The following is a 21,211-nucleotide window of genomic DNA, read 5'->3' as shown; positions in this document are numbered from 1 at the left end:
CGCCCGCCGTGCACCCGGCGCACCGGCGTCTCACCTTGCGGATGGATTTGCATACCGTCTGCCCAAATTGACCCCCCAGGTCTACTCTGGATGCGTGCCGGAGGACGTGGGGGGCACGCCGTTCCCTGACGGCTGGGAGCCCGACGACGACCACGACCGCGGACGGCCGGACGAAGAGTCCGCCTCCGTGGTCTTCGACGAGGCTTTCGTACGGGCGGCCACGATCCACGAGCCGAGCGCCGTCGAACGCCTCCTGGCGGCCGCCCAGGCCCGGGCCGAGGCCTCCGAGGCCGAGGCCCGCCGCGCACACGCGCGGGGCGAGCGCTACGACGACCGCTACGGCTCCGACGGGGCCGGCTTCGAGCACGACCTCGACGACCTGGTCCAGACGGGCCTGCCCCGCGGCCGCTTCCGCGGCACCGGACCCTTCGGCGGGCAGGTGCGCTGGCACCGCCCGGTGGCCTGGGTGCTCGCCCTGGTGATGGGCATCGGCATGGTCGCCCTCGCCTTCGCCGCGGTCTACCGCGGCGGCTCCTCCTCCGGCGGCCGCGACCAGGCGCCGCCGCCCGCCTCCACCGGTCTGGGACACGGCAGCGCCGAGCCCTCGGCCTCCGCCGACTCCTCCCCGCCGCTCGTCTCCGCAGTCCCGCGCACCCCCTGAGCGCCCCCGCCGAGCGCCCCGGCGCACACGGCGCGAGCCCGCACCCGTGATGCGGACCGGAAGCTTTCGGTCCTGGCCCGGACGTCCCCGTTCACCAGCGATCGGGGCGGCCTACCCTGAAGACATGGGCGGGCCTGGAGAACCGCCGGAGGGGACGCCCGAGGGCCCCTCAGGCGCGGAGGACGAATACCGATCCATCGTGTTCGACGAGTCGTTCGTCCGTGCTGCCCCGCTCCAGGAGTACTCCGCACGGGAGCGGATCACCGACCACACCCCGGCCGTGCGCCGCCGCCCCGGACTGCTCCGCGCACTGCCCCGGCAGGCGCTGCTGTTCGTCCTGCTCGTCGCCCTCGCCTTCGTCACCGCGGTCTATCTGGGGGTGCGCGGCCCGAACCCGGCCCTGCAGGCCCAGCGGCCCGCCGCGCCGCCGCGGACCACCGTCGTCCCGCTGGCCCCGCGGGGCACGGTGCCCGGAGCCGACGACCCCGCCCTGCTCTACGCGCACAGTCCGGCCAAGGGCTACCTCGCCGGAGCCGAGGGCATCGCGCTGCCCGCCCGCCGGGACGCCGCGCACTTCTCCGACGGCCAGGTCCTCGCCGCCCTGAGCTACGTCCGGGAGTATCTGGTCGCCTCCTCCCTGGACCCGGAGGTGGTCACCGCCGGCCGGTACGACGGCGTCCGGTCCCTGATCGACGAGGACCAGCGCGGCCAGTTCGACGAGAGCGTCGCGCACCCGGCCGCCGACGGCCGGCACGCCCTGACCGGCTGGCTCGTCCACTTCGCCCCGGACCGCGCCCGACTCGCCGACCCGCAGGTGCGCACCAAGGGCACCCTGCGGGTGCGGGAGGCCGACCCGGCGGTCCTGGAGGTGACCGCGGACGTCACCCTCGTCTACGCGGTGAAGCCGGCCGCGTCCTCCGGCAGGGCGCAGGTCTCGCTGTTCACCGTCCGGCGGGAGATGCAGTTCCGCCTCGACCGCGACGATCTGCGCGCCCACCAGGTCCAGCTCGCGCTCTCCGACGTCCGGGCCGGCCCGCTGTCCTGCGCCGAGGACTCCGCGGCCCGGTTCGCCCCGGTGCTCGCCGGCCGGACCGCCGAGGCCGGCGGCCCCTCGGGCACCGACCCCTACGCCCGGGACGGCGCCATGCCCGTGTGCGGCAGCCTGTCCCCGGCCGCCGAGCCCCAGGTGTGAGCCGCCCGCGCACCTAGGGTGTGAGCCACCGCCGGACGGGCGGCCGCCGCGACAGGCGCGGTCCGCCGGTCGCGCCCGCCGGCGCACGCGCCGGTCGGGCCCGCTCGCGCGCCGCGTCCGCGCGCCGCGTCAGTCGCCGGTGCGGGACGCGCCGTCCCCGGGCGGCTCGTCCGCCGGAGGCTCCTTCGGGCCGCCCTTCCCGGCGTCGCGGGGAAAGCCCGGGCCGGTGAAGCCGCCGAAACCGCGCCGCAAGCGCTCGCCGAGGTCGCCCGCACCGCCCGCCAGATCGCCGACCAGTTTCATCAGCGGGTCCTTGGAGTTCTTCACCTGGCTCGCGTAGTGCGCCGCGGACTCGCGGAAGGAGCCGCCGACCGAGGCGTCCTTGTCCTCGCCGCGCCGCGGGTAGTGCCCGTCCAGAATGCGCTGGTAGTCGCGGGAGCCGGCCCACCTCTTCAGCTCCGCCGCCCGCACCGTGGTGAACGGGTGGCTGCGCGGCAGCACGTTGAGGATCTTCAGCACGGAATCCCGCAGGTCACCGGCCTCCTCGTACTCCTCGGCCTGCCGCAGGAACGCGTCGATGTTCATCTCGTGCAGATGGTGACCGCCCGCCAGCTTCATCAGGCCCCGCAGCGACGCCTGCAGGTCCTGCCCGACCAGCAGCCCCGCCCGGTCGGCCGACAGCTCCGACTTGCGGAACCACTCGCGCAGCGCCGTGACGATCGCCATGACCGCCATGTTGCCCAGCGGGATCCACGCCACCCGCACGGCCAGGCTGGTCAAAAACAGCAGGATCGTGCGGTACACCGAGTGGCCGGACAGGGCGTGCCCGACCTCGTGCCCGACGACCGCCCGCATCTCCTCCTCGTCGAGCAGCTCCAGCAGGCCCGTGGTGATCACGATCACCGGCTCGTCCAGGCCGACGCACATCGCGTTCGGCTGCGGGTCCTGGGTGACGTACATCGGGGGGACCTTCTCCAGGTCCAGGATGTAGCAGGCGTCCCGCAGCATGTCGTTGAGGTGCGGGAACTGCTCGTCGCACACGCGCACGGAGTCGGACAGGAACAGCAGCCGCAGGCTGCGCTCGGGCACCAGGCCGCTGAGGGTCCTGAACACCGTGTCGAAGCCGCTGAGACGGCGCAGGGCGACCAGCGCGGACCGGTCGGCCGGATGCTCCCAGGCGCGCGAGGAGATGTCCGGGAAGCGTGAACGCCCCCGGCCGGGTGTCTGCCCCTGCCCGCCGTGCCGCCCGCCGTCGTCCGCCATGATTCCCCCTCGATGTCTGAGGTGCCCGATGTGCCCCCGAAGCCGGTGCCAGCCTATGCGGAGATACCGTGGACGGGCAGCACAGCGAAGGAGAAAGCCATGGAGCACCGTCCCGCACTCGACCGGCTCACCGAGGCCGCCGGGGCCGCCGCCCAGCAGCAGGGATCGGGTGATCTCCTCCGGATCGTCCTGATCGTGATGATCCTCGGCTGCGTCCTGGTCGGCTGGCTGCTGCTGCGCGGCTACCGGCGCGACGACGACTGACCGCCGCGGCGGCCCTCGGGCGCCCTCCGGCGGCCGTCCCGCACCCCGCCGAGGCCGTCGCCCGCGCCCGGCCGCGCAGGTCGGAGCACCGGCGTGCGGTCCGCAACGGTGGAGTCGGCGTGAGGCGTCCGACGGCGGGCGCTTACGATGAGCCGACGTCTTTGTCCCGCCCACACCCGGATAGGTTCTGCCGAAGATGAGCTTCCACAGCACCGCTGCCCAGTTGGTCAACCTCGCCGAGGCCGAGGGCGGCCGCCACGAGAGTCTGAACCCGGCTGTGACGGGTGGCGCCGCGCTCGTCGTCCTGCTGCTCCTGCTGTGGATCACCACGCGGTTCAACCGCGACCGCTGACCCGTCGCACCCCGCCCCCGGACACCGCCCGGGGCCCCGGGGACCGTGCCCGGCCATCTCGCCGCCGAAGCGCGCAGGCCGGGCCGGTAGGGTCTGCACGCATGGGAGAGCAGGACATGCCTACCGGTCCGGCGAGTGACACGGTGGACCACATCACGCACGGACCGTGCAGTTGCAGCGGCCCGGGGCCGACGGGCAGACGCCGCCTGGGTGTCATGGGCGGAACGTTCGACCCGATCCACCACGGGCACCTGGTGGCCGCCAGCGAGGTCGCCGCCCAGTTCCACCTGGACGAGGTGGTGTTCGTCCCCACCGGCCAGCCGTGGCAGAAGAGCCACCGCCGTGTCTCCCCGGCCGAGGACCGCTATCTGATGACGGTCATCGCCACCGCCGAGAACCCGCAGTTCTCCGTCAGCCGCATCGACATCGACCGCGGCGGCCCCACCTACACCGTGGACACCCTGCGCGAACTGCGGGCACTGAACCCCGGCACCGATCTGTTCTTCATCACCGGAGCCGACGCGCTCGCCCAGATCCTCACCTGGCGCGACACGGAGGAACTGTTCTCCCTGGCCCACTTCATCGGCGTCACCCGCCCCGGCCACCACCTCGACGACCCCGGACTGCCCGAAGGCGGCGTCTCCCTGGTCGAGGTCCCCGCCCTCGCCATCTCCTCCACGGACTGCCGTGCGCGAGTCGCCAAGGGGGACCCCATCTGGTATCTGGTGCCCGACGGGGTCGTGCGCTACATCGACAAACGCGAGCTGTACCGCGGCGAGTGAGCCGAGAGGGGCACCGGTGAACGACGGATACGACACTGGGTACGGGGGCGGGGGCTACGAGCTCGTCGGCTACGACGACTACGGCCGCCCGGTGTACCGCCAGGTCCCCGCCCAGCACGGCTCGCAGCAGACGTATGACCCGTACGGCGGGCAGGAGCCGCAGGCGGCCCCGGGCCGGCAGGACGCGCAGGGCTACGGCTACGACCCCTACGCCGCCGGCGCGGGGCAGCAGCACCAGCCGTACGACGCGTACCAGCAGCCCTACCAGACCCACGACACCCCCGGCGGCTACGGCGGCACCTACGACCCCTACGGGACCCAGGCTGCCCCCGGCGCCGCCGCGCACACCTCCTACGACCAGACGTCCTACGACACCTACGGGCAGCCGGCGCCCGCCGGGCAGCAGCCGCAGGCCGCCGGGCAGACCGCGTACGTCCCGCGGCAGCCCGGTCCCGAGCAGCAGGCGTCCGCGCCCCGCTCGGGCACCGAGCAGGACACGGAGCGCACGGAGGAGCCGGAGTACCGCACCGAGCAGTTCGCCTTCGTGGAGGAGCCGGACGACGACTCCGAGGACGTCATCGACTGGCTGAAGTTCACCGAGAACCGCACCGAGCGGCGCGAGGAGGCCCGGCGCCGCGCCCGCAACCGTCTCATCGCCCTGGCCGTGGTGCTGGCCCTGGCGGTGATCGGCGGCGTCGGCTACCTCGCCTACGCCGGGAAGCTGCCCGGCCTGTCGTCCTCCGGCGGCCAGGGCGGCTCCGTCGCCGCGGGCGCCCAGAAACGCGACGTGATCGTCGTCCACCTGCACGACACGGCCAACGGCGGCACCATGACGGCACTGCTGGTGGACAACACCACCACCAAGCAGGGTGCGACCGTGCTGCTGCCCAACTCCCTGGCGCTGACCGCCGACGACGGCACCACGACCACCCTCGCCAAGTCCGTGCAGGACGACGGTTCCACCGGCACCCGCGAGCAGCTCGACACCGTCCTGGGCACCAGCATCCAGGGCACCTGGCGCCTGGACACCCCCTACCTGCAGAACCTGGTCGACCTGGTCGGCGGCATCGAGGCCGACACCGACACCGACGTACCCGATCCGGACGCCGGCACGAAGGACACCTCCCCCCTCGTCCACCAGGGCAAGGACCAGAGCCTGAGCGGCAAGATGGCCGTCGCCTACGCCACCTACCGGGCCCCCGGCGAATCCTCCGACGCCGAGCTGAAGCGGTTCGGACAGGTGATGCAGGGCGTGCTGCGCAAGATGTCCTCCGACCCGGACTCCGCGACCGTCACCGTGCAGACCCTGGCGCAGATCCTCGACCCGTCGCTGACCGACAAGGACCTCGGCACCTTCCTCGCCGGACTCTCCGACCTCGCCAAGGGCGGCGACTACCGCACCACGCTGCTGCCCGTGCAGTCCGACGGCACGCTCAGCGCGCAGACCAGCGAGAGCGTCGTCAAGCCGATCCTGGGCGGCACGGCGAAGAGCCCGGAGCAGGGGGCGGCCGTGCGGGTTACGGTGCGCAACGCCACCGGCAGCAAGGACAGCACGGAACAGGCCCGCGTCACCCTCCTCAACGGCGGCTTCACCGTCCTGGAGGGCGGCACCGCCGACGCGCGTGCCGCCTCCCAGGTGATCTACGCGGACGCCGCCGCCAAGGAGAACGCCACCGAGGTCGCCAAGACCCTGGGCCTGCCCGACGGCTCCGTGACGAAGGGCACGACCGGCTCCGGCGCGGACGTCCTGGTCGTCCTCGGCCAGGACTACAAGCCCGCGTCGGACGGGTGAGACCGCCGTGCGGCGAGGCGCCGCCGGCGGTCCGTGAGACCCTGGAAGGCAAGTGACCTTTCGACGGAAAGCCCTGTAGTGACCGCGACCGACCGTTCTTTGCAGCTCATCAAGACCGCAGCCCAGGCGGCGGCCGACAAGCTCGCCCACGACGTCATCGCCTACGACGTCAGCGACGTGCTGTCGATCACGGACGCCTTCCTGCTGGCCTCCGCGCCCAACGACCGCCAGGTCAAGTCGATCGTCGACGAGATCGAGGAGCGGCTGCTGAAGGAACTCGGCGCCAAGCCGGTGCGCCGCGAGGGCGACCGCGAGGCCCGCTGGGTGCTGCTCGACTACGTGGACATCGTCGTCCACGTGCAGCACAACGAGGAGCGGGTCTTCTACGCCCTGGAGCGGCTGTGGAAGGACTGCCCCGAGATCGAACTGCCCGCCGACGCACAGGCCACCCGTGGCAAGGCCGAGGAGTACGCCCGGACGCAGGCCGCCGGGGGCCCGGCCGAGCCGGAGGGTGAGTGGCGGTGAGCGGCGACGCCGAGCGGACGGCCCGGACCCCGGGCCGGGGCCGCCGCATCATCCTGTGGCGCCACGGCCAGACCTCCTGGAACGTCGAACGGCGCTTCCAGGGCTCCACGGACGTCGAACTCACCGACACCGGCATCCGGCAGGCCCGCCGCGCGGCCCGGCTGCTGGCCTCCCTCGAGCCCGACGCGATCGTCTCCTCGGACCTGAAGCGGGCCGTGCGCACGGCCGCCGAGCTGGCCGCGCTCACCGGCCTCGACGTCGCCCTGGACGAGGGCCTGCGCGAGACCTACGCGGGCGTGTGGCAGGGCCTGACCCACGAGGAGATCCTCGCCCGCTACGGCGAGGAGTACGCCGCGTGGAAGCGCGGCGAGCCGGTGCGCCGCGGCGGCGGCGAACTGGAGACCGAGGTCGCCGACCGCGCCGCCCCGGTGGTACTGCGGCACGTGGAGAAACTGCCCGAGGACGGCACGCTCGTGGTCGTCAGCCACGGCGGCACCATCCGCACCACCATCGGCCGTCTGCTCGGTCTTCAGGCCCGTCACTGGGAGAGCCTGGGCGGGCTGTCCAACTGCTGCTGGTCGGTCCTCGGCCAGCAACCCTCTGGCTGGCGGCTGCTGGAGCACAACGCCGGCACCCTGCCGGAGCCGGTCCTCGGCGACGACGACTGAGGCCGTCCGGGGCCGCGCGCACCGGCCGTGCGGCACCGCGCCGGACCCGGATTTCACTTTCCGGCAGGGCGCAGGCTAAAGTTCTTCTTGTTCGCCCCGCCGAGCGGGAAGAACAAGACACGCGGTTCGCCGCGTGACACCAGGGGCTATAGCTCAGTTGGTAGAGCGCCTGCATGGCATGCAGGAGGTCAGGAGTTCAATTCTCCTTAGCTCCACGGACGAATCCCGTCCCCTCCGAGGGGGCGGGATTTCTCGTTTCTCCGCGCGTGTGCCCGCGTCTCCGTGCCCGTGCCTGTGCCCCCGGCCCCGTCCCTGCCGGGGCGCGGCCACGTCCGCACGTGCCCCGCGCCGCGCCGTACACCGGCCGCCGGCCCGCTCCGCACCGCCGTGGAGGCCGGGCGGCCGTCGGAGGGTGCGCTTCCGTCGCGGGCGCCGGCCGTCCGCGCGGGGCCGCCGTCGTAGCCGGACCGGTACCGAAGCGTCGCTGACCGTGAGGGGGCCGCCGTGGCAGAATCAAACGGCCGGAAGGGACCGCGGCCCGGCGGGAGGGAGTAGCGATGCCTGCCTGCATCCACGGGGAGGCCGCCGGCCTCCTCGCAACGGCGCCGGCACACGGCACCACCACGCGTCTCGCCCGCCGCTCCCGCGGCTTACCGCACGTGGCTCAAGTCCTCGGAGACGACGGAGGGATTTCGTACGTGTGCACGGCCTGCGGCCACAGCTGGAGCTGATCGATGGGTGCCCACAGGCGGAAGTGCGACTGGTGCGGCAGCGGCACGCCGATCGTGCGTGACATGGACCCGGTCAACCCTGAGTACCAGTACTGGTGCGAGGAGTGTGCGCGGGCGCTGATCATCACGGGCGACCCGATCGAGACGTACCGGGAGCTGGAGGGTGAGCCGATCTACGGGCGGCTGCTGGAGGAGTACTGCACGTTGAAGCGGTTCTACTCGTTCGTCATGGTGTGACCGACCGCGGGCCGGGGACCCGAGGCCCCCGGCCGGATGGTAAATACCAGTCATTCCGGACAGACCGGAAACGGATTTGGTGTTGGAGCCCCTGGACCGTGTAATGTTGTCGACGTCGCCGGGGGAACCCGGGGAAAACGAAGACCGCACGGTCCGCCGGGCGGGAATCGTAAGAGCAAGGGGCTATAGCTCAGTTGGTAGAGCGCCTGCATGGCATGCAGGAGGTCAGGAGTTCAATTCTCCTTAGCTCCACCGTAATAGAAGGCGGGTCATCCGATCGGGTGGCCTGCCTTCCGGTTTTCCGTTGCATTTCCGCCCCGCAGGGACGTGGGGCCGGCGCCGTGCCCGGCGGTTCGCCCTCGGTACGGCATCTCACCCGGCGGGCAGATGTTCGCCACGGGAGATTGGGACCGCCTCCCGGGCCGGGCGCGACACCCGCCGTGCCCGGCGCCTCGCCCGCGCGCCCCGGCAGGCGTCCGGCGGATCCGGCACCGGGTCCGGGCCAGGTGCGTCGCGGTGCGCTCGGCGGCTGCGGTACCCTGACGCCATGCGTGCCGTACGCCTTCTGCTTAGCGAGCCGCGCTGAAGAGTGCCGACCGCCGGAGAGCGGGTGGTCGGAATCGGCGCGGCGTCCCCTCCTGTGCGAGGGGATTTTTCATTTCTTGAAACTCGCAGCGGCCGGCAGAGACGATCGATGGAGCTTTGAGGATCATGAGCGAGACGAACTCCGCTGTCACCGCCGACATGCCGGCGCAGACGGCGCCGCACCGCTACACGGCCGCCCTGGCGGCCGAGATCGAGGCACGCTGGCAGGACTTCTGGGACGCCGAGGGCACCTACGAGGCGCCGAACCCCCAGGGCGACCTGGCCGGCGACCCCGAGGTGGTGGCCCGCCCCAAGAAGTTCATCATGGACATGTTCCCGTACCCGTCGGGTGCGGGCCTGCACGTCGGCCACCCGCTGGGCTACATCGCCACCGACGTCTACGCCCGGTTCCAGCGCATGACCGGCCACAACGTGCTGCACACCCTGGGCTTCGACGCCTTCGGCCTGCCCGCCGAGCAGTACGCCGTGCAGACCGGCACGCACCCGCGGGTGTCCACCGAGGCCAACATCGAGAACATGAAGACCCAGCTGCGCCGGCTGGGCCTGGGCCACGACAAGCGCCGGTCGTTCGCCACGATCGACCCGCAGTACTACAAGTGGACCCAGTGGATCTTCCTGCAGATCTTCAACTCCTGGTACGACGACAAGGCCCGCAAGGCCCGCCCGATCTCCGAGCTGGTCGCCCAGTTCGAGTCCGGTGAGCGTCCCGTCCCCGGGCACACCCGGCCCTGGAAGGAGCTGAGCCGCGTCGAGCAGGCCGACGTGCTCAGCCGGTTCCGCCTGGCCTACGCCTCCGACGCCCCGGTGAACTGGTGTCCCGGCCTCGGCACCGTCCTGGCCAACGAGGAGGTCACCGCCGAGGGCCGCTCCGAGCGCGGCAACTTCCCGGTGTTCAAGGCCAAGCTGCGCCAGTGGAACATGCGCATCACCGCCTACGCCGACCGGCTGCTGGAGGACCTGGACGCGCTGGACTGGCCCGAGGCCATCAAGCTGCAGCAGCGCAACTGGATCGGCCGCAGCGAGGGCGCCCGCCTGGACTTCCCGATCGACGGCGAGAAGATCACCGTCTTCACCACCCGCCCCGACACCCTGTTCGGCGCCACCTACATGGTGCTGGCGCCCGAGCACCCGCTGGTGGAGAAGTTCACCCCGGGCGCGTGGCCGGAGGGCACCCGCGAGGCCTGGACCGGCGGCCACGCCACGCCCGCCGAGGCCGTCGCCGCCTACCGCGCCCAGGCCGCGGCCAAGTCCGACGTGGAGCGGCAGTCCGAGGCCAAGGACAAGACCGGTGTCTTCATCGGCGCATACGCCACCAACCCGGTCAACGGCGAGAAGATCCCCGTCTTCATCGCCGACTACGTGCTGATGGGCTACGGCACCGGCGCCATCATGGCCGTCCCGGCGCACGACAGCCGTGACTTCGCCTTCGCGCGCGCTTTCGAGCTGCCGATGCGCTGCGTCGTCGAGCCCAACGACGGCCGCGGCACCGACCCGTCCACCTGGGACGACGCGTTCGTCGCGCACGACGCGGCCATCGTCAACTCCAGCGGCGAGGGCGTCACGCTGGACGGCCTGGGCGTCGCCGAGGCCAAGTCCCGCATCATCGCCTGGCTCGAAGAGCGCGGCATCGGCGAAGGCACCGTCAACTACCGCCTGCGCGACTGGCTGTTCAGCCGCCAGCGCTACTGGGGCGAGCCCTTCCCGATCGTCTACGACGAGGACGGCGTCGCCCACGCCCTGCCCGAGTCGATGCTGCCGCTGCAGCTGCCCGAGGTCGAGGACTACAGCCCGCGCACCTTCGACCCGGACGACGCCGACACCCAGCCCGAGACCCCGCTGTCCCGCAACGAGGAGTGGGTCGACGTCACCCTCGACCTGGGCGACGGGCCGAAGAAGTACCGCCGCGAGACCAACACCATGCCCAACTGGGCGGGCTCCTGCTGGTACGAGCTGCGCTACCTGGACCCGCACAACGACGAGCGGCTGGTCGACCCGGAGATCGAGCGCTACTGGATGGGCCCGGGCGAGGGCCGTCCGCACGGTGGCGTCGACCTGTACGTCGGCGGCGCGGAGCACGCGGTGCTGCACCTGCTCTACGCCCGCTTCTGGTCGAAGGTCCTGTACGACCTGGGCCACGTGTCCTCGTCCGAGCCGTTCCACAAGCTGTTCAACCAGGGCATGATCCAGGCCTACGTCTACCGGGACCGGCGCGGCATCGCGGTGCCGGCCGCCGAGGTGGAGGAGCGCGACGGCGCGTACTACTACCAGGGCGAGCAGGTCACCCGCCTGCTGGGCAAGATGGGCAAGTCCCTGAAGAACGCGGTCACGCCGGACGAGATCTGCGCCGAGTACGGCGCCGACACGCTGCGCCTGTACGAGATGGCCATGGGCCCGCTGGACGTCTCCCGGCCGTGGGACACCCGCGCGGTCGTCGGCCAGTTCCGCCTGCTGCAGCGGCTGTGGCGCAACATCGTCGACGAGAACACCGGCGAGGTGACCGTCACCGACGCCGCACCCGACGAGGAGACCCTGCGGGCGCTGCACAAGGCCATCGACGGTGTGCGCGGCGACCTGGAGAACATGCGGTTCAACACCGCCATCGCCAAGATCACCGAGCTGAACAACCACCTGACCAAGACCGGCGGCCCGGTGCCGCGCTCGGTCGCCGAGCCGCTGGTGCTCATGGTCGCCCCGCTGGCCCCGCACATCGCCGAGGAGCTGTGGCACAAGCTGGGCCACACCGGCTCGGTGGTCCACCAGGACTTCCCGGTGGCCGACCCGCAGTACGTCGTGGACGAGACCGTGACCTGCGTCGTGCAGATCAAGGGCAAGGTCCGGGCCCGTCTGGAGGTGTCGCCGGCCATCTCCGAGGAGGAGCTGGAGAAGGCGGCGCTGGCCGACGAGAAGGTCGTCGCGGCCCTGGGCGGCGCCGGCATCCGCAAGGTGATCGTGCGCGCGCCGAAGCTGGTGAACATCGTCCCGGCGTGACGCCGCCGGGACGGCCGGCACGCACGGCGTCCGGCTTAGTCCCTTACGGGCGGGTTCGGGGTTCTTCGGGAACCTCGGGCCTGCCCATTGCGTTTACCGTGGAGGAGCGTCGCGGCCGTGCCGTCACCAGCCGAGGAGAAGCGCCGTGGAAGCAGTCGTCACCGTCTTCGCCGTGCTCTTTCTGCTCTGCCTGCTGCTCGGCGCCTACGCCACCGTCAAGGCCGTCACCGCCGCCAAGCGCGGCGTGGACCGCACCATCGGGCAGGCCAGGCGCGCGGTGGAGGACCACACCCTGCGGGCCAGGACCCTTCTCCAGCCCGGTGTCGCGGGCGAACTGGCCGAGCTGCGGCTCACGCTGCGCACCTCGCTGCGCGCCACCGAGGACGCACTGCGCACGGGCGTGACCGAGGACGCCTCACTGCGCGAGTCCGTCGCCCTCTTCCAGCGTCTCAAGGCCCACGGGCAGGAACTGGACGCCGAGCTGAAGAGCCTGGAGAACGAGCCGGACCAGGCCACGCTGGCCCAGCGGCTGCCCGCGCTGCGCGAGCGGACCCGGCGGATCACCCACTCCGCCGACGCGCTGCGCTGGGCCGCCCGCGACCGCGCCCGCCACTTCGCCGAGGACGACCTGGACGCGCTGAGCACCCAGATCGACGTCGAGTCCGAGGCCCTGCGCCACTGGACCGGGACCGGCCCGCAGCGACCGACGGCACCTCCGGCCGCCGACCCCGCACCCTCGGCCGCTGCGCAGCCGTCGGCGCCGAGCGGGCCGGCGTCCGCGCCCACGGGTCCGGCACCCGCCCCAGCCACCGGCCCGGACCCGTCCCGGCCCTCCCTGACCGCACCACGCCGCCGCCTCATCCCCTCCTGGATGAAGAACGCCCGCCCCGAGAGCACCACATGACCCGCCGGCGGCCCACCCGGTCAGAGGGGCTGGGCTGCCGCCCCGGCACTACGGCAGGTAACCTCCAGCTCATGTCCCGCCATGTCGCGATCGTCACCGATTCCACGGCCTACCTGCCGCACCGGATGATGGAGCGCCATGGCATCACCACGGTCCCGCTGACCGTGGTCCTCGGCGACAGAGCACTCGAAGAGGGCACCGAGATCTCGACCCGCTCCCTGGCCCAGGCCCTTCAGAAGCGGCGCCCCGTCACCACCTCACGCCCCAGCCCGGAACTGTTCGCCGAGACCTACCGCAAGGTCGCCCGCTCCGGCGCCGAGGGCATCGTCTCCCTCCACCTGTCCGCCGAGCTGTCGGGCACCTACGACGCCGCGGTGCTGGCCGCACGCGAGGCCCCTGTGCCGGTACGGGTGGTGGACACCGGTATGGTCGCGATGGCCCTCGGCTTCTGCGCCCTGACCGCCGCCGAGACGGCCGAGCAGGGCGGCACGGTGGACGAGGCGGTCGCCGCCGCGGAGAAACGCGCCGGGAACACCTCCGCCTACTTCTACGTCGACACGCTCGACTATCTGCGGCGCGGCGGCCGCATCGGCGCCGCGCAGGCCCTCCTCGGTTCCGCGCTCGCCGTCAAACCGCTGCTGCAGCTGCAGGACGGCCGCATCGAACTGCTGGAGAAGGTCCGCACGGCATCCCGGGCGATCGCCCGCCTGGAGGAGATCGCGGCCCAGCACGCCAGCGGTCCGGGCGTCGACATCGCCGTGCACCATCTCGCCGCTCCAGAACGGGCCCTGGCTCTCGCGGACCGGCTGCGTGCCCGGCTGCCCGGACTGGCCGAGCTGCATGTGAGCGAGGTCGGCGCGGTCATCGGTGCGCACACGGGCCCCGGACTGCTGGGGGTCGTGGTCTCGCCCCGGTGAGGATCGTGATGTCACCTTGGTGAGACACGGTCTCGCCTGTTGACACACAGTCGACACAAGGTGTCGCTCGTCGGCACACGGCTTCGCCCGTTGACACACGGCGCTCGTCGACATACGGCGCTCGTCGACATACGGCTTCACCCGTTGAGTCACAGGGCCGGCCTGGGTGCGGACATACTGCCGGGCCGGGTACGGGCAATGCCCCGCCCCGTACGGGCATTCCCTCGTACGGGTGGCGGAGTTGTCCACAACTGTGCCGTCATCCACGGAAATCCATCAAGATCAACGCCGTGGTGCGGTTCTGCCCGATGCTCCTGCCATGGCACGTCGATCTCACACACGGACGGCAACCGCCACCAGCGGCCCAGGCCGCCGCCCAGGTTCCGACAGCCGTACCCGCCACCGCCGTCCGGCGGGCCGCACCGGCCTCGGACACCGGCAGGCTCGCGCCGACGAACTGCGCCGCCGGGCCGAGGCGCTGTTCACCGAGCACCTCAACGGCATGGGCGAGCCGGCCCCCGGATCACCGCCGGTGCCCGCAACGGACTTCTCCGCTCCACGCTCCCCGGCCGGGGAAGGCTCCCGGCTGCCGCTGATCCCGGAGGACCCCGGGCAGACGGCCGCCCGCCAGGGCGGGGCGCCCACGACGACCGCCCCGGGCATGCTCCCGGCCGAGGGCCGACGGCCCTCGCCGTCCTGGGCACGCGCCGACATCGTCCCGTCCGGTGCATTCACCCCGGATCAGGAGCGAACCGCCGAGGTCTGGGTCACCGGGTCCGGGGTCACCGAGTCCGGGGTCACCGAGTCCGGGATGGTCCAGCCGCGGGCCGGGGGCGGGCTGGGGCACGGGACCGCGTACCTCAGCAAGAGTGCCCTTGCAGCGCCGCCCGGCCGGGACAGGACCGGCCGTGATGAAACCGGCCGCGACCTGCCCGGTCGGGACAGGCCCGGCCGGGCCCGTCGCGGCCGCGAGGAACCCGGTCGTGACGGAATGCGGCATGGCGGGACGCGTGCCGGGACCGGCCTGGAGGACGAGAAGACAGGACCGGACGCCTCGGCTTCGGTTCTCGACGAGGCGCCGGGGCGCGTGGAGCGCGCCGGGCTGGCGCTCAGGGAGCGGTTGCCGCTGTGGATGCAGACCCGGTGTGGACTCGAACGGCGTCATGTGGCCGCGCTCGCGGTGGTGTTCGCCGTGGCCGTGGTCGTCGCCGTGCAGCACTTCTGGTCCGGCCGCACGCAGGACGTCCGGGTACCCGAGGTCGTCCGTGCCGCCGCCCCCGCCGCGGCGCACGGGGAGCGCGGCCACGCATCGCCCGCTGTCCCGGCATCGCCCGGCGCACCGGGCACTTCTCCCGGGCCGGGGATCGTCGTGGACGTCAGCGGCAAGGTGCGGCATCCCGGAGTCCACCACCTCCCGGCGGGTGCCCGGGTCGCCGACGCGCTGCGCGCAGCCGGCGGAGTGCGCCCCGGCACCGACCTGAGCGGCATCAACCGGGCCCGCTTCCTCGTGGACGGGGAACAGGTGGTCGTCGGCGGCCCGGCCCCGGCGCCCGGTGCGGCAGCAGCCGCGACGGCGGCCGGCGCGGCAGGGGCGCCCACGGCCCCGGTGTCCCTGAACACCGCGACCGCCGAGCAGTTGGAGACCCTGCCGGGAGTCGGCCCCGTCCTGGCCCGGCACATCATCGATTACCGCACCCAGCACGGCGGCTTCCGCTCGGTGGAGGAACTGCGGCAGGTCACCGGCATCGGCGACCGCCGCTACGCCGATCTGCGCGACCTGGTGACGCCATGACCCGCCGCCCTCCCACGCCCAGCCGCCCCGAGCCACCGGCCGCACCCGTCATGCCCGCCGAACCTCCGGTGCCCGCCGAACCTACCGGGCCCGGCGGCCCTGCTCCGACCGGCGTGCTTGCCCGCGGTGGCGCTCCCGCGCAGCCCGGACATCCGTCACCGGCCGTCCCGGAGAGCACGGCGTCCGCCGCGCGCACCCGCTCCCCGGTGCACGCGGCCTCCGGCCACCGGCTGGGCGCCGCCCATCCTCGCCAGGAGGGCCCGGCCGACCTGCGCATGGTCCCGCCCGCGCTGGCCGCGTGGGGCACGGCCGCAGTGGCCGTCGATGCTCCCGCTTCCGGGCTGACCGCCTTCGTGCTCCTGTGCCTGGCCACCGCCGGCGTGCTCCTGCTCGGCCGGCACGATGCCCAAAGCCGCCTCACCCGACGCGGCAGCCTCCACCGGCCGCCCCGACCCCTGACACCCACCGCAGCCCCGCCGCGCCCGCAGACACAGACCGGGACACCCATCCGGGACGGCACACCCACCGGGAGCGCAACTCACTCCCGGACCGGGACACCCACTCGTGCACGGCGTCGGACGGCCTCCCGGCCCCGCGTCTGGGCACGCGTGACGGTGGCGACCGCGCTGCTCGGCGCCGCCGCGTCCGCCGCCTCGGCAGGGTTGCACGCTGCAGACCTGTGGCGGGGCCCTGTACCGGAGCTGGCCCGGCAGTACGCCACGGTGACCGCGGAGGTCCGGCTGACCTCCGACCCCCGGGTGAGCCGGCCCCGGGTCAGCGGCGACCACCTGACCCGGACCATCGTGCTGATCGAAGCCGACGTACGGCGCGTGGCACGCACGGGAGCCGCCCGCGCCACGGCGACCCGGACCCCGGTGCTGATGCTCGTCGACACCGGAACGCCGGGGCAGGCCGGCCGCGGCGCGCGCGACGGGCGCGCCGGAGGGAGCCGCGACGAAGCGGCGCGGCGTTCGCCCTGGCTGGAGCTGCTGCCGTCCACACGACTCCGGGTGACCGGCCGACTGGAGCCCCCGCGCACCGACGGCGACGACATCGCGGCGGTGCTGAGGATCCGCGGGCAGGCGGCTCCTGTGACGACCGGGGAGCCGTCCGGAGTGCAGCGGCTGGCGGGCCGGCTGCGCGCCGGACTGCGCGCGGCCACGGACCACCTGCCCGGGGACGCGCGGGCCCTGCTGCCGGCCCTGGTGGTCGGCGACACCTCACGGATCACGCCCGAGCTGGACGAGGCGTTCAAGGAGACGGACCTCGCGCACACCCTGGCCGTCTCCGGGAGCAACCTGACCATCCTCCTCGCTCTGCTCATCGGCCCGCCCGGCCTGGCGCAGCGCGCCGAGCGCCGAGGACTGGCCCCGCGGCTGGGGTTGACGCTGCGGACCACCGCGCTGTGCGGCGGGGTGCTCACCACCGGGTTCGTCATCGTGTGCCGGCCCGACCCGAGTGTGCTGAGAGCGGCGGCCTGCGGTGCCGTGTCCCTGCTCGCACTGGCGACCGGGCGTCGCAGATCGCTGTTGCCGGCCCTGGCGGCGGCCGTGCTGCTGCTGGTCCTCTACGACCCGTGGCTGGCCCGCAGCTATGGCTTCCTGCTCTCGGTGCTGGCCACCGGGGCCCTGCTCACGCTGGCCCCGCGCCTCAGTGCCGCGCTGCGCCGGCGCCGGGTGCCCGCCCGTCTGGCCGAGGCGATCGCCGCGGCAGCCGCGGCGCAGGCGGTGTGCGCTCCGGTCGTCGCCGTGCTGTCGGCGCGGGTCAGCCTGGTCGCGGTGCCGTGCAATCTGCTCGCCGAGGCCGCGGTCGCGCCCGCCACCGTGCTCGGCTTCGCGGCCCTGGCGGCCGCACCGCTCGCGATGCCGGTGGCCGAGGCGCTCGCCTGGTGCGCGAGCTGGCCTGCCGGATGGCTCGCGGGTGTGGCCCGCACCGGGGCGGCGCTGCCCGGTGCCGGAGTGGACTGGCCGGGCAGCTGGGCCGGTGCGCTGCTGCTGGCCCTGGCGGTCGCGGTGGCCGTGCCGGTCGCCAGGAGGCTGCTCACGCGTCCCTGGCTGTGCGCGGCCTGCGCGGTGCTGCTGGTGCTGGTGGTGGTGCGGCCGCCACCGCTGACCCGGGTGGTCACCGGCTGGCCGCCGCCGGGCTGGCGGTACGCCATGTGCGACGTGGGCCAGGGGGACGCGACGGTGCTCGCGGCCGGAGCGGGTACCGGGATCGTGGTGGACGCGGGACCGGACCCGAAGCTCGTGGACCGCTGTCTGCACACCCTCGGCATCGACCGGATCCCGCTGCTGGTGCTGACCCACTTCCACGCCGACCATGTCGCCGGCCTGCCGGGCGTCCTGCGCGGGCGTTCCGTCGGCGCGATCGAGACGACCGGGTACGCCGAGCCCGAGGACCAGGCGGCCTTCGTCCGCCGGGAGGCGGCCCGCCACGGTGTCCCGGTCACCGTGGCGGCGGCCGGGGAGGAGCGCCGCATCGGTGATCTGGCCTGGCAGGTGCTGTGGCCGCCGCCGCGCCCGGCCCCCGCCCCGGACGGTCCCAACGACGCCAGCGTCACCCTGCTCGTCCGCTCCGGTGCCCTGCGTCTGCTGTTGCTCGGCGACCTGGAACCGGCGACCCAGCAGGAGGTGCTGCGGTCCGCGGGGTCCCGCCTCGCGGGCGTGGACGTGCTGAAGGTCGCGCATCACGGCTCGGCGTACCAGAGCTGGGACCTGCTGCGGCTGGCGGCCCCGCGCCTGGCCCTGGTCTCCTGCGGGGCTGACAACCCGTACGGGCATCCGGCGCCCGGCACGATCGCGGCACTGCGGGCGCAGGGCACGGCGGTGCTGCGGACCGACCGGGACGGAGCCCTGGCGGTCACGGGCGCGGGCCGGGAACTGCGGGTGGCCCGCGACTGACATCGCTCCCGCGCCCGGGCCCCGCGCCAGGCCCGCAGCCCGGCAGCGCCGCCGCCTTGTCCCCCGGACCGTGGGGCGCAGGGCAGCGGGGGGAGGGTAGGGAGGGGTGGAGGGGTGGGGGAGGGGGCCCGCCCCACAGGTTCGCAGGGCCCGGCCGGCCGACGCGACGCCGCCCCAGGCCGGAGTCAGTCGAGAACAGCGCGACCCCAGACCGGAGCAACCAGCACCACTCCTGACCAGCATCACTCCAGACCCGCACCACTCCTGACCCGCACCACTCCAGGCCCACAGCACTCCAGATCAGCACCACCCCTGGCCACGCGCCGCCCCTGGGGCCTCCCCGCGCCCCCGGGGAGCACACCGGGAGTGTCCTTCGGGCTACGCACCTGAGCGTTTCCCGGGGCACGCCCCCGGGTGGCCCTGGGGCGGTCCGCACCCGGGGGTGCCGGCCCGCCGGTCTGCGCGGGTGCCGGACAATGGCGGGCGTGAGTGACGTGAGGCATGTGCTGGTGCTGCCGGACCGCGACGCCGCCGAGGAGGCGGCCGCCGCCCTCGGGGAGCGGTTCGGCCTCGACGAGGAGCCGCAGCCCCTCCGGGAGGCGCTGGCGGGGGAGGACGACGCCGAGGACGCCCAGTGGCTGCTGGTCCTGCGGGACGAGGAGGAACGGCTGGATCCCGAGGAGCTGGACGAGTTCGCGGCGCAGTGGGACGGCTGGCGCGAGGAGCCGTAGCCGGCGCCCCTGCGGCTGGCGATGTTGTCGGTGGCCCGTGGGATGCTTGACGCGATGCCCAGGAAGACCGCGAACGACGATCCCCTCGCCCCGGTGACACTGGCCGTGGGCCAGGAGGAACTGCTGCTCGACCGTGCCGTGCAGGAGGTGGTGGCCGCCGCCAAGGCCGCCGATGCCGGCACCGACGTACGGGACCTGACCCCGGACCAGCTGCGGCCCGGCACGCTCGCCGAGCTGACCAGCCCTTCGCTGTTCGCCGAGCGCAAGGTCGTGGTCGTGCGCAACGCGCAGGACCTGCCGGCCGACACGGTCAAGGACGTCAAGGCGTACCTGGCGGCACCGGCCGAGGAGATCACGCTGGTGCTGCTGCACGCGGGCGGTGCCAAGGGCAAGGGTCTGCTGGACGCCGCCCGCAAGGCGGGGGCGCGAGAGGTGGCCTGCCCGAAGATGACCAAGCCGGCCGACCGGCTGGCGTTCGTCCGGGGCGAGTTCCGCGGCCTGGGACGGTCGGCCACGTCCGAGGCGTGCCAGGCGCTGCTCGACGCCATCGGCAGTGACCTGCGGGAGCTGGCCTCCGCGGTGGCCCAGCTCGTCGCCGACGTCGACGGCACGATCGACGAGGCCGTCGTGGGCCGCTACTACACCGGACGGGCCGAGGCCTCCAGCTTCACCGTCGCCGACCGGGCCGTGGAGGGGAAGGCGGCGGAGGCCCTGGAGGCGCTGCGATGGTCGCTCGCCACGGGCGTGGCACCCGTGATGATCACCAGTGCGCTGGCGCAGGGCGTGCGGGGGATCGGCAAGCTGATGTCCGCGCGTGGCGGCCGGCCCGCCGACCTGGCGCGGGAGCTGGGCATGCCGCCGTGGAAGATCGACCGGGTCCGGCAGCAGATGCGCGGCTGGTCCCCGGACGGGGTGGCCGTGGCCCTGCGCGCGATCGCCGAGGCGGACGCGGGGGTGAAGGGCGGCGGCGACGACCCGGAGTACGCACTGGAACAAGCCGTCGTGACGATCGCCCGGGCAGCCCGTTCCCGGGGCCGGGGCTGAACGGCGCCGGATGCCCGGAGCCCACGAGGCACCCCCGGAGCCGAGGAGACACCCCCGGAGCCGAGGAGACACCCCCGGAGCCGAGGAGACACCCCTGGAGCCGACGAGACGCCCCCGGGAGGAGAAGAGGCCGGCTCCGGGGCCGAAGAGCCCGGCCCGGGACGAAGCCCGGGCCGGCCGGACGGTCGCGGCCGGCCGGCGGGACGATCACACGGCCCCCCAGGAAACGATCACACGCCCCCAGAAAGATCAAAGGGCCCGGAAACACCAAAGGACAAAAGGCCCAGAAAGACCAAAGGCCCCGGCAGGCCTCCCCCTGGGGACAGGGGAGACCTCCGGAGCCCAAGGTCTGCAAGGGTGAGCCCGTACCCGCGTGGCGAACGCAGGCCGCGTACGGGCTCGGGATGGTGGTGCCGGTCGGGGGCGGATGAGAGAGGGCCCGCCCGGGTCCTTCCGGCGGTCAGATCGAAGGAACCTCAGCCCTTGAGGGCCGCGACCTGCCGAGCCAGGGCCGACTTCTTGTTGGCGGCCTGGTTCTTGTGGATGACGCCCTTCGAGACGGCCTTGTCCAGCTGGCGCGCGGCAGCACGCTGCAGCGCGGTGGCCTTCTCGACGTCACCCGCGGCAGCGGCCTCGCGAGCCTTGCGGATCGCGGTCTTCAGGGAGGACTTGACGGCCTTGTTGCGCAGCCGGGCCTTCTCGTTGGTCTTGATCCGCTTGATCTGAGACTTGATGTTCGCCACGAAAGAGCCTTTTCAAGTTCTGGCCCGGGCCCGTGCGGGTCCCGTGCCGGTGTTTTCTGTGAATCGCGCCTCGCGACCGAGCGGGCATGCCGAACGAGCATGAGGCACAGCCAGTCAGA

Annotated in this window: 18 protein-coding genes and 2 tRNA genes; 18 read left to right on the top strand and 2 right to left on the bottom strand. The window is 73.3% G+C overall.

All coding sequences use genetic code 11. The features are described from left to right. Positions 1 to 94 precede the first annotated feature (94 nt). Positions 95 to 661, top strand: a complete 567-nt coding sequence (locus tag IE286_RS10955) for an SCO2584 family spore wall biosynthesis protein (RefSeq protein WP_443743029.1) — start codon at positions 95 to 97, stop codon at positions 659 to 661. A gap of 124 nt (positions 662 to 785) precedes the next feature. Continuing rightward, complete coding sequence (locus IE286_RS10950) at positions 786 to 1,853, top strand: SCO2583 family membrane protein (RefSeq protein WP_189796444.1); 1,068 nt, start codon at positions 786 to 788, stop codon at positions 1,851 to 1,853. A 129-nt stretch (positions 1,854 to 1,982) separates the two neighbouring features. On the opposite strand, the gene IE286_RS10945 is transcribed toward IE286_RS10950, so the two are convergent. Continuing rightward, positions 1,983 to 3,116, bottom strand: a complete 1,134-nt coding sequence (locus IE286_RS10945; RefSeq protein ID WP_189796443.1) for a M48 family metallopeptidase — start codon at positions 3,114 to 3,116, stop codon at positions 1,983 to 1,985. A gap of 99 nt (positions 3,117 to 3,215) precedes the next feature. Here IE286_RS10945 and IE286_RS10940 point away from each other — a divergent pair, with 99 nt between their 5' ends. From IE286_RS10940 to holA, 16 genes are all read left to right on the top strand, one after another. After that, a complete protein-coding gene (locus tag IE286_RS10940) occupies positions 3,216 to 3,380 on the top strand; it encodes a hypothetical protein (protein ID WP_189796442.1) in 165 nt (54 codons plus the stop codon). Between the two features lie 196 nt (positions 3,381 to 3,576). After that, entirely contained in the window at positions 3,577 to 3,732 is a 156-nt protein-coding gene (locus IE286_RS10935; RefSeq protein ID WP_189796441.1) for a hypothetical protein, read from the top strand. Positions 3,733 to 3,833: 101 nt separating this feature from the next. Further along, complete coding sequence (nadD, locus tag IE286_RS10930) at positions 3,834 to 4,514, top strand: nicotinate-nucleotide adenylyltransferase (RefSeq protein WP_189796440.1); 681 nt, start codon at positions 3,834 to 3,836, stop codon at positions 4,512 to 4,514. Between the two features lie 16 nt (positions 4,515 to 4,530). Then, a complete protein-coding gene (locus tag IE286_RS10925; RefSeq protein ID WP_189796439.1) occupies positions 4,531 to 6,306 on the top strand; it encodes an LCP family protein in 1,776 nt (591 codons plus the stop codon). Between the two features lie 78 nt (positions 6,307 to 6,384). Beyond that, the gene (gene rsfS / locus IE286_RS10920; protein WP_189796438.1) at positions 6,385 to 6,831 is read left to right on the top strand and encodes a ribosome silencing factor; all 447 of its coding nucleotides are present in this window, start codon (positions 6,385 to 6,387) and stop codon (positions 6,829 to 6,831) included. Then, entirely contained in the window at positions 6,822 to 7,499 is a 678-nt protein-coding gene (locus tag IE286_RS10915; RefSeq protein WP_189796437.1) for a histidine phosphatase family protein, read from the top strand. Before rsfS ends, IE286_RS10915 begins: the two co-directional genes overlap by 10 nt. Before the next feature lie 142 nt (positions 7,500 to 7,641). After that, positions 7,642 to 7,714, top strand: a tRNA-Ala gene (locus tag IE286_RS10910). A gap of 519 nt (positions 7,715 to 8,233) precedes the next feature. Then, complete coding sequence (locus IE286_RS10905; RefSeq protein WP_125498379.1) at positions 8,234 to 8,467, top strand: hypothetical protein; 234 nt, start codon at positions 8,234 to 8,236, stop codon at positions 8,465 to 8,467. Between the two features lie 179 nt (positions 8,468 to 8,646). Beyond that, positions 8,647 to 8,719: transfer RNA gene (locus tag IE286_RS10900), tRNA-Ala, on the top strand. Between the two features lie 459 nt (positions 8,720 to 9,178). Beyond that, positions 9,179 to 12,061 (top strand): leucine--tRNA ligase, encoded by a 2,883-nt coding sequence (leuS, locus tag IE286_RS10895; protein WP_189796436.1) that lies wholly within the window; start codon positions 9,179 to 9,181, stop codon positions 12,059 to 12,061. 145 nt (positions 12,062 to 12,206) lie between these two features. Continuing rightward, positions 12,207 to 12,965 carry a hypothetical protein gene (locus tag IE286_RS10890; protein WP_189796435.1) on the top strand — a complete coding sequence of 253 codons (759 nt, stop codon included), beginning with the start codon at positions 12,207 to 12,209 and terminating at the stop codon, positions 12,963 to 12,965. A 71-nt stretch (positions 12,966 to 13,036) separates the two neighbouring features. Continuing rightward, complete coding sequence (locus IE286_RS10885) at positions 13,037 to 13,882, top strand: DegV family protein (RefSeq protein WP_189796434.1); 846 nt, start codon at positions 13,037 to 13,039, stop codon at positions 13,880 to 13,882. 319 nt (positions 13,883 to 14,201) lie between these two features. Next, positions 14,202 to 15,674, top strand: a complete 1,473-nt coding sequence (locus IE286_RS27880; RefSeq protein ID WP_372462498.1) for a ComEA family DNA-binding protein — start codon at positions 14,202 to 14,204, stop codon at positions 15,672 to 15,674. A gap of 206 nt (positions 15,675 to 15,880) precedes the next feature. Next, a complete protein-coding gene (locus tag IE286_RS10875; RefSeq protein WP_229862281.1) occupies positions 15,881 to 18,574 on the top strand; it encodes a ComEC/Rec2 family competence protein in 2,694 nt (897 codons plus the stop codon). A gap of 485 nt (positions 18,575 to 19,059) precedes the next feature. Then, positions 19,060 to 19,305, top strand: a complete 246-nt coding sequence (locus tag IE286_RS10870) for a hypothetical protein (RefSeq protein WP_189796433.1) — start codon at positions 19,060 to 19,062, stop codon at positions 19,303 to 19,305. A gap of 54 nt (positions 19,306 to 19,359) precedes the next feature. Continuing rightward, positions 19,360 to 20,349 (top strand): DNA polymerase III subunit delta, encoded by a 990-nt coding sequence (gene holA, locus IE286_RS10865; protein WP_189796432.1) that lies wholly within the window; start codon positions 19,360 to 19,362, stop codon positions 20,347 to 20,349. A 476-nt stretch (positions 20,350 to 20,825) separates the two neighbouring features. Here the strand turns inward: holA and rpsT are convergent, their stop codons facing one another. Beyond that, positions 20,826 to 21,092 carry a 30S ribosomal protein S20 gene (gene rpsT / locus IE286_RS10860; protein ID WP_189796431.1) on the bottom strand — a complete coding sequence of 89 codons (267 nt, stop codon included), beginning with the start codon at positions 21,090 to 21,092 and terminating at the stop codon, positions 20,826 to 20,828. Positions 21,093 to 21,211: the final 119 nt, after the last annotated feature.

Source organism: Streptomyces thermodiastaticus (genome assembly GCF_014656135.1).
Lineage (GTDB): Bacteria > Actinomycetota > Actinomycetes > Streptomycetales > Streptomycetaceae > Streptomyces > Streptomyces thermodiastaticus.
This window is presented reverse-complemented; position numbering and strand designations above follow the sequence as displayed.

What these genes read in the sequence shown, in the direction of transcription:
- leuS (WP_189796436.1), top strand. Translation starts at nt 9,179, where the DNA reads ATGAGCGAGACGAACTCCGCTGTCACCGCCGACATGCCGGCGCAGACG.
- holA (WP_189796432.1), top strand. Translation starts at nt 19,360, where the DNA reads ATGCCCAGGAAGACCGCGAACGACGATCCCCTCGCCCCGGTGACACTG.
- IE286_RS27880 (WP_372462498.1), top strand. Translation starts at nt 14,202, where the DNA reads ATGGCACGTCGATCTCACACACGGACGGCAACCGCCACCAGCGGCCCA.
- IE286_RS10940 (WP_189796442.1), top strand. Translation starts at nt 3,216, where the DNA reads ATGGAGCACCGTCCCGCACTCGACCGGCTCACCGAGGCCGCCGGGGCC.
- nadD (WP_189796440.1), top strand. Translation starts at nt 3,834, where the DNA reads ATGGGAGAGCAGGACATGCCTACCGGTCCGGCGAGTGACACGGTGGAC.
- IE286_RS10950 (WP_189796444.1), top strand. Translation starts at nt 786, where the DNA reads ATGGGCGGGCCTGGAGAACCGCCGGAGGGGACGCCCGAGGGCCCCTCA.
- IE286_RS10905 (WP_125498379.1), top strand. Translation starts at nt 8,234, where the DNA reads ATGGGTGCCCACAGGCGGAAGTGCGACTGGTGCGGCAGCGGCACGCCG.
- IE286_RS10935 (WP_189796441.1), top strand. Translation starts at nt 3,577, where the DNA reads ATGAGCTTCCACAGCACCGCTGCCCAGTTGGTCAACCTCGCCGAGGCC.
- IE286_RS10945 (WP_189796443.1), bottom strand. Translation starts at nt 3,116, where the DNA reads ATGGCGGACGACGGCGGGCGGCACGGCGGGCAGGGGCAGACACCCGGC.
- IE286_RS10885 (WP_189796434.1), top strand. Translation starts at nt 13,037, where the DNA reads ATGTCCCGCCATGTCGCGATCGTCACCGATTCCACGGCCTACCTGCCG.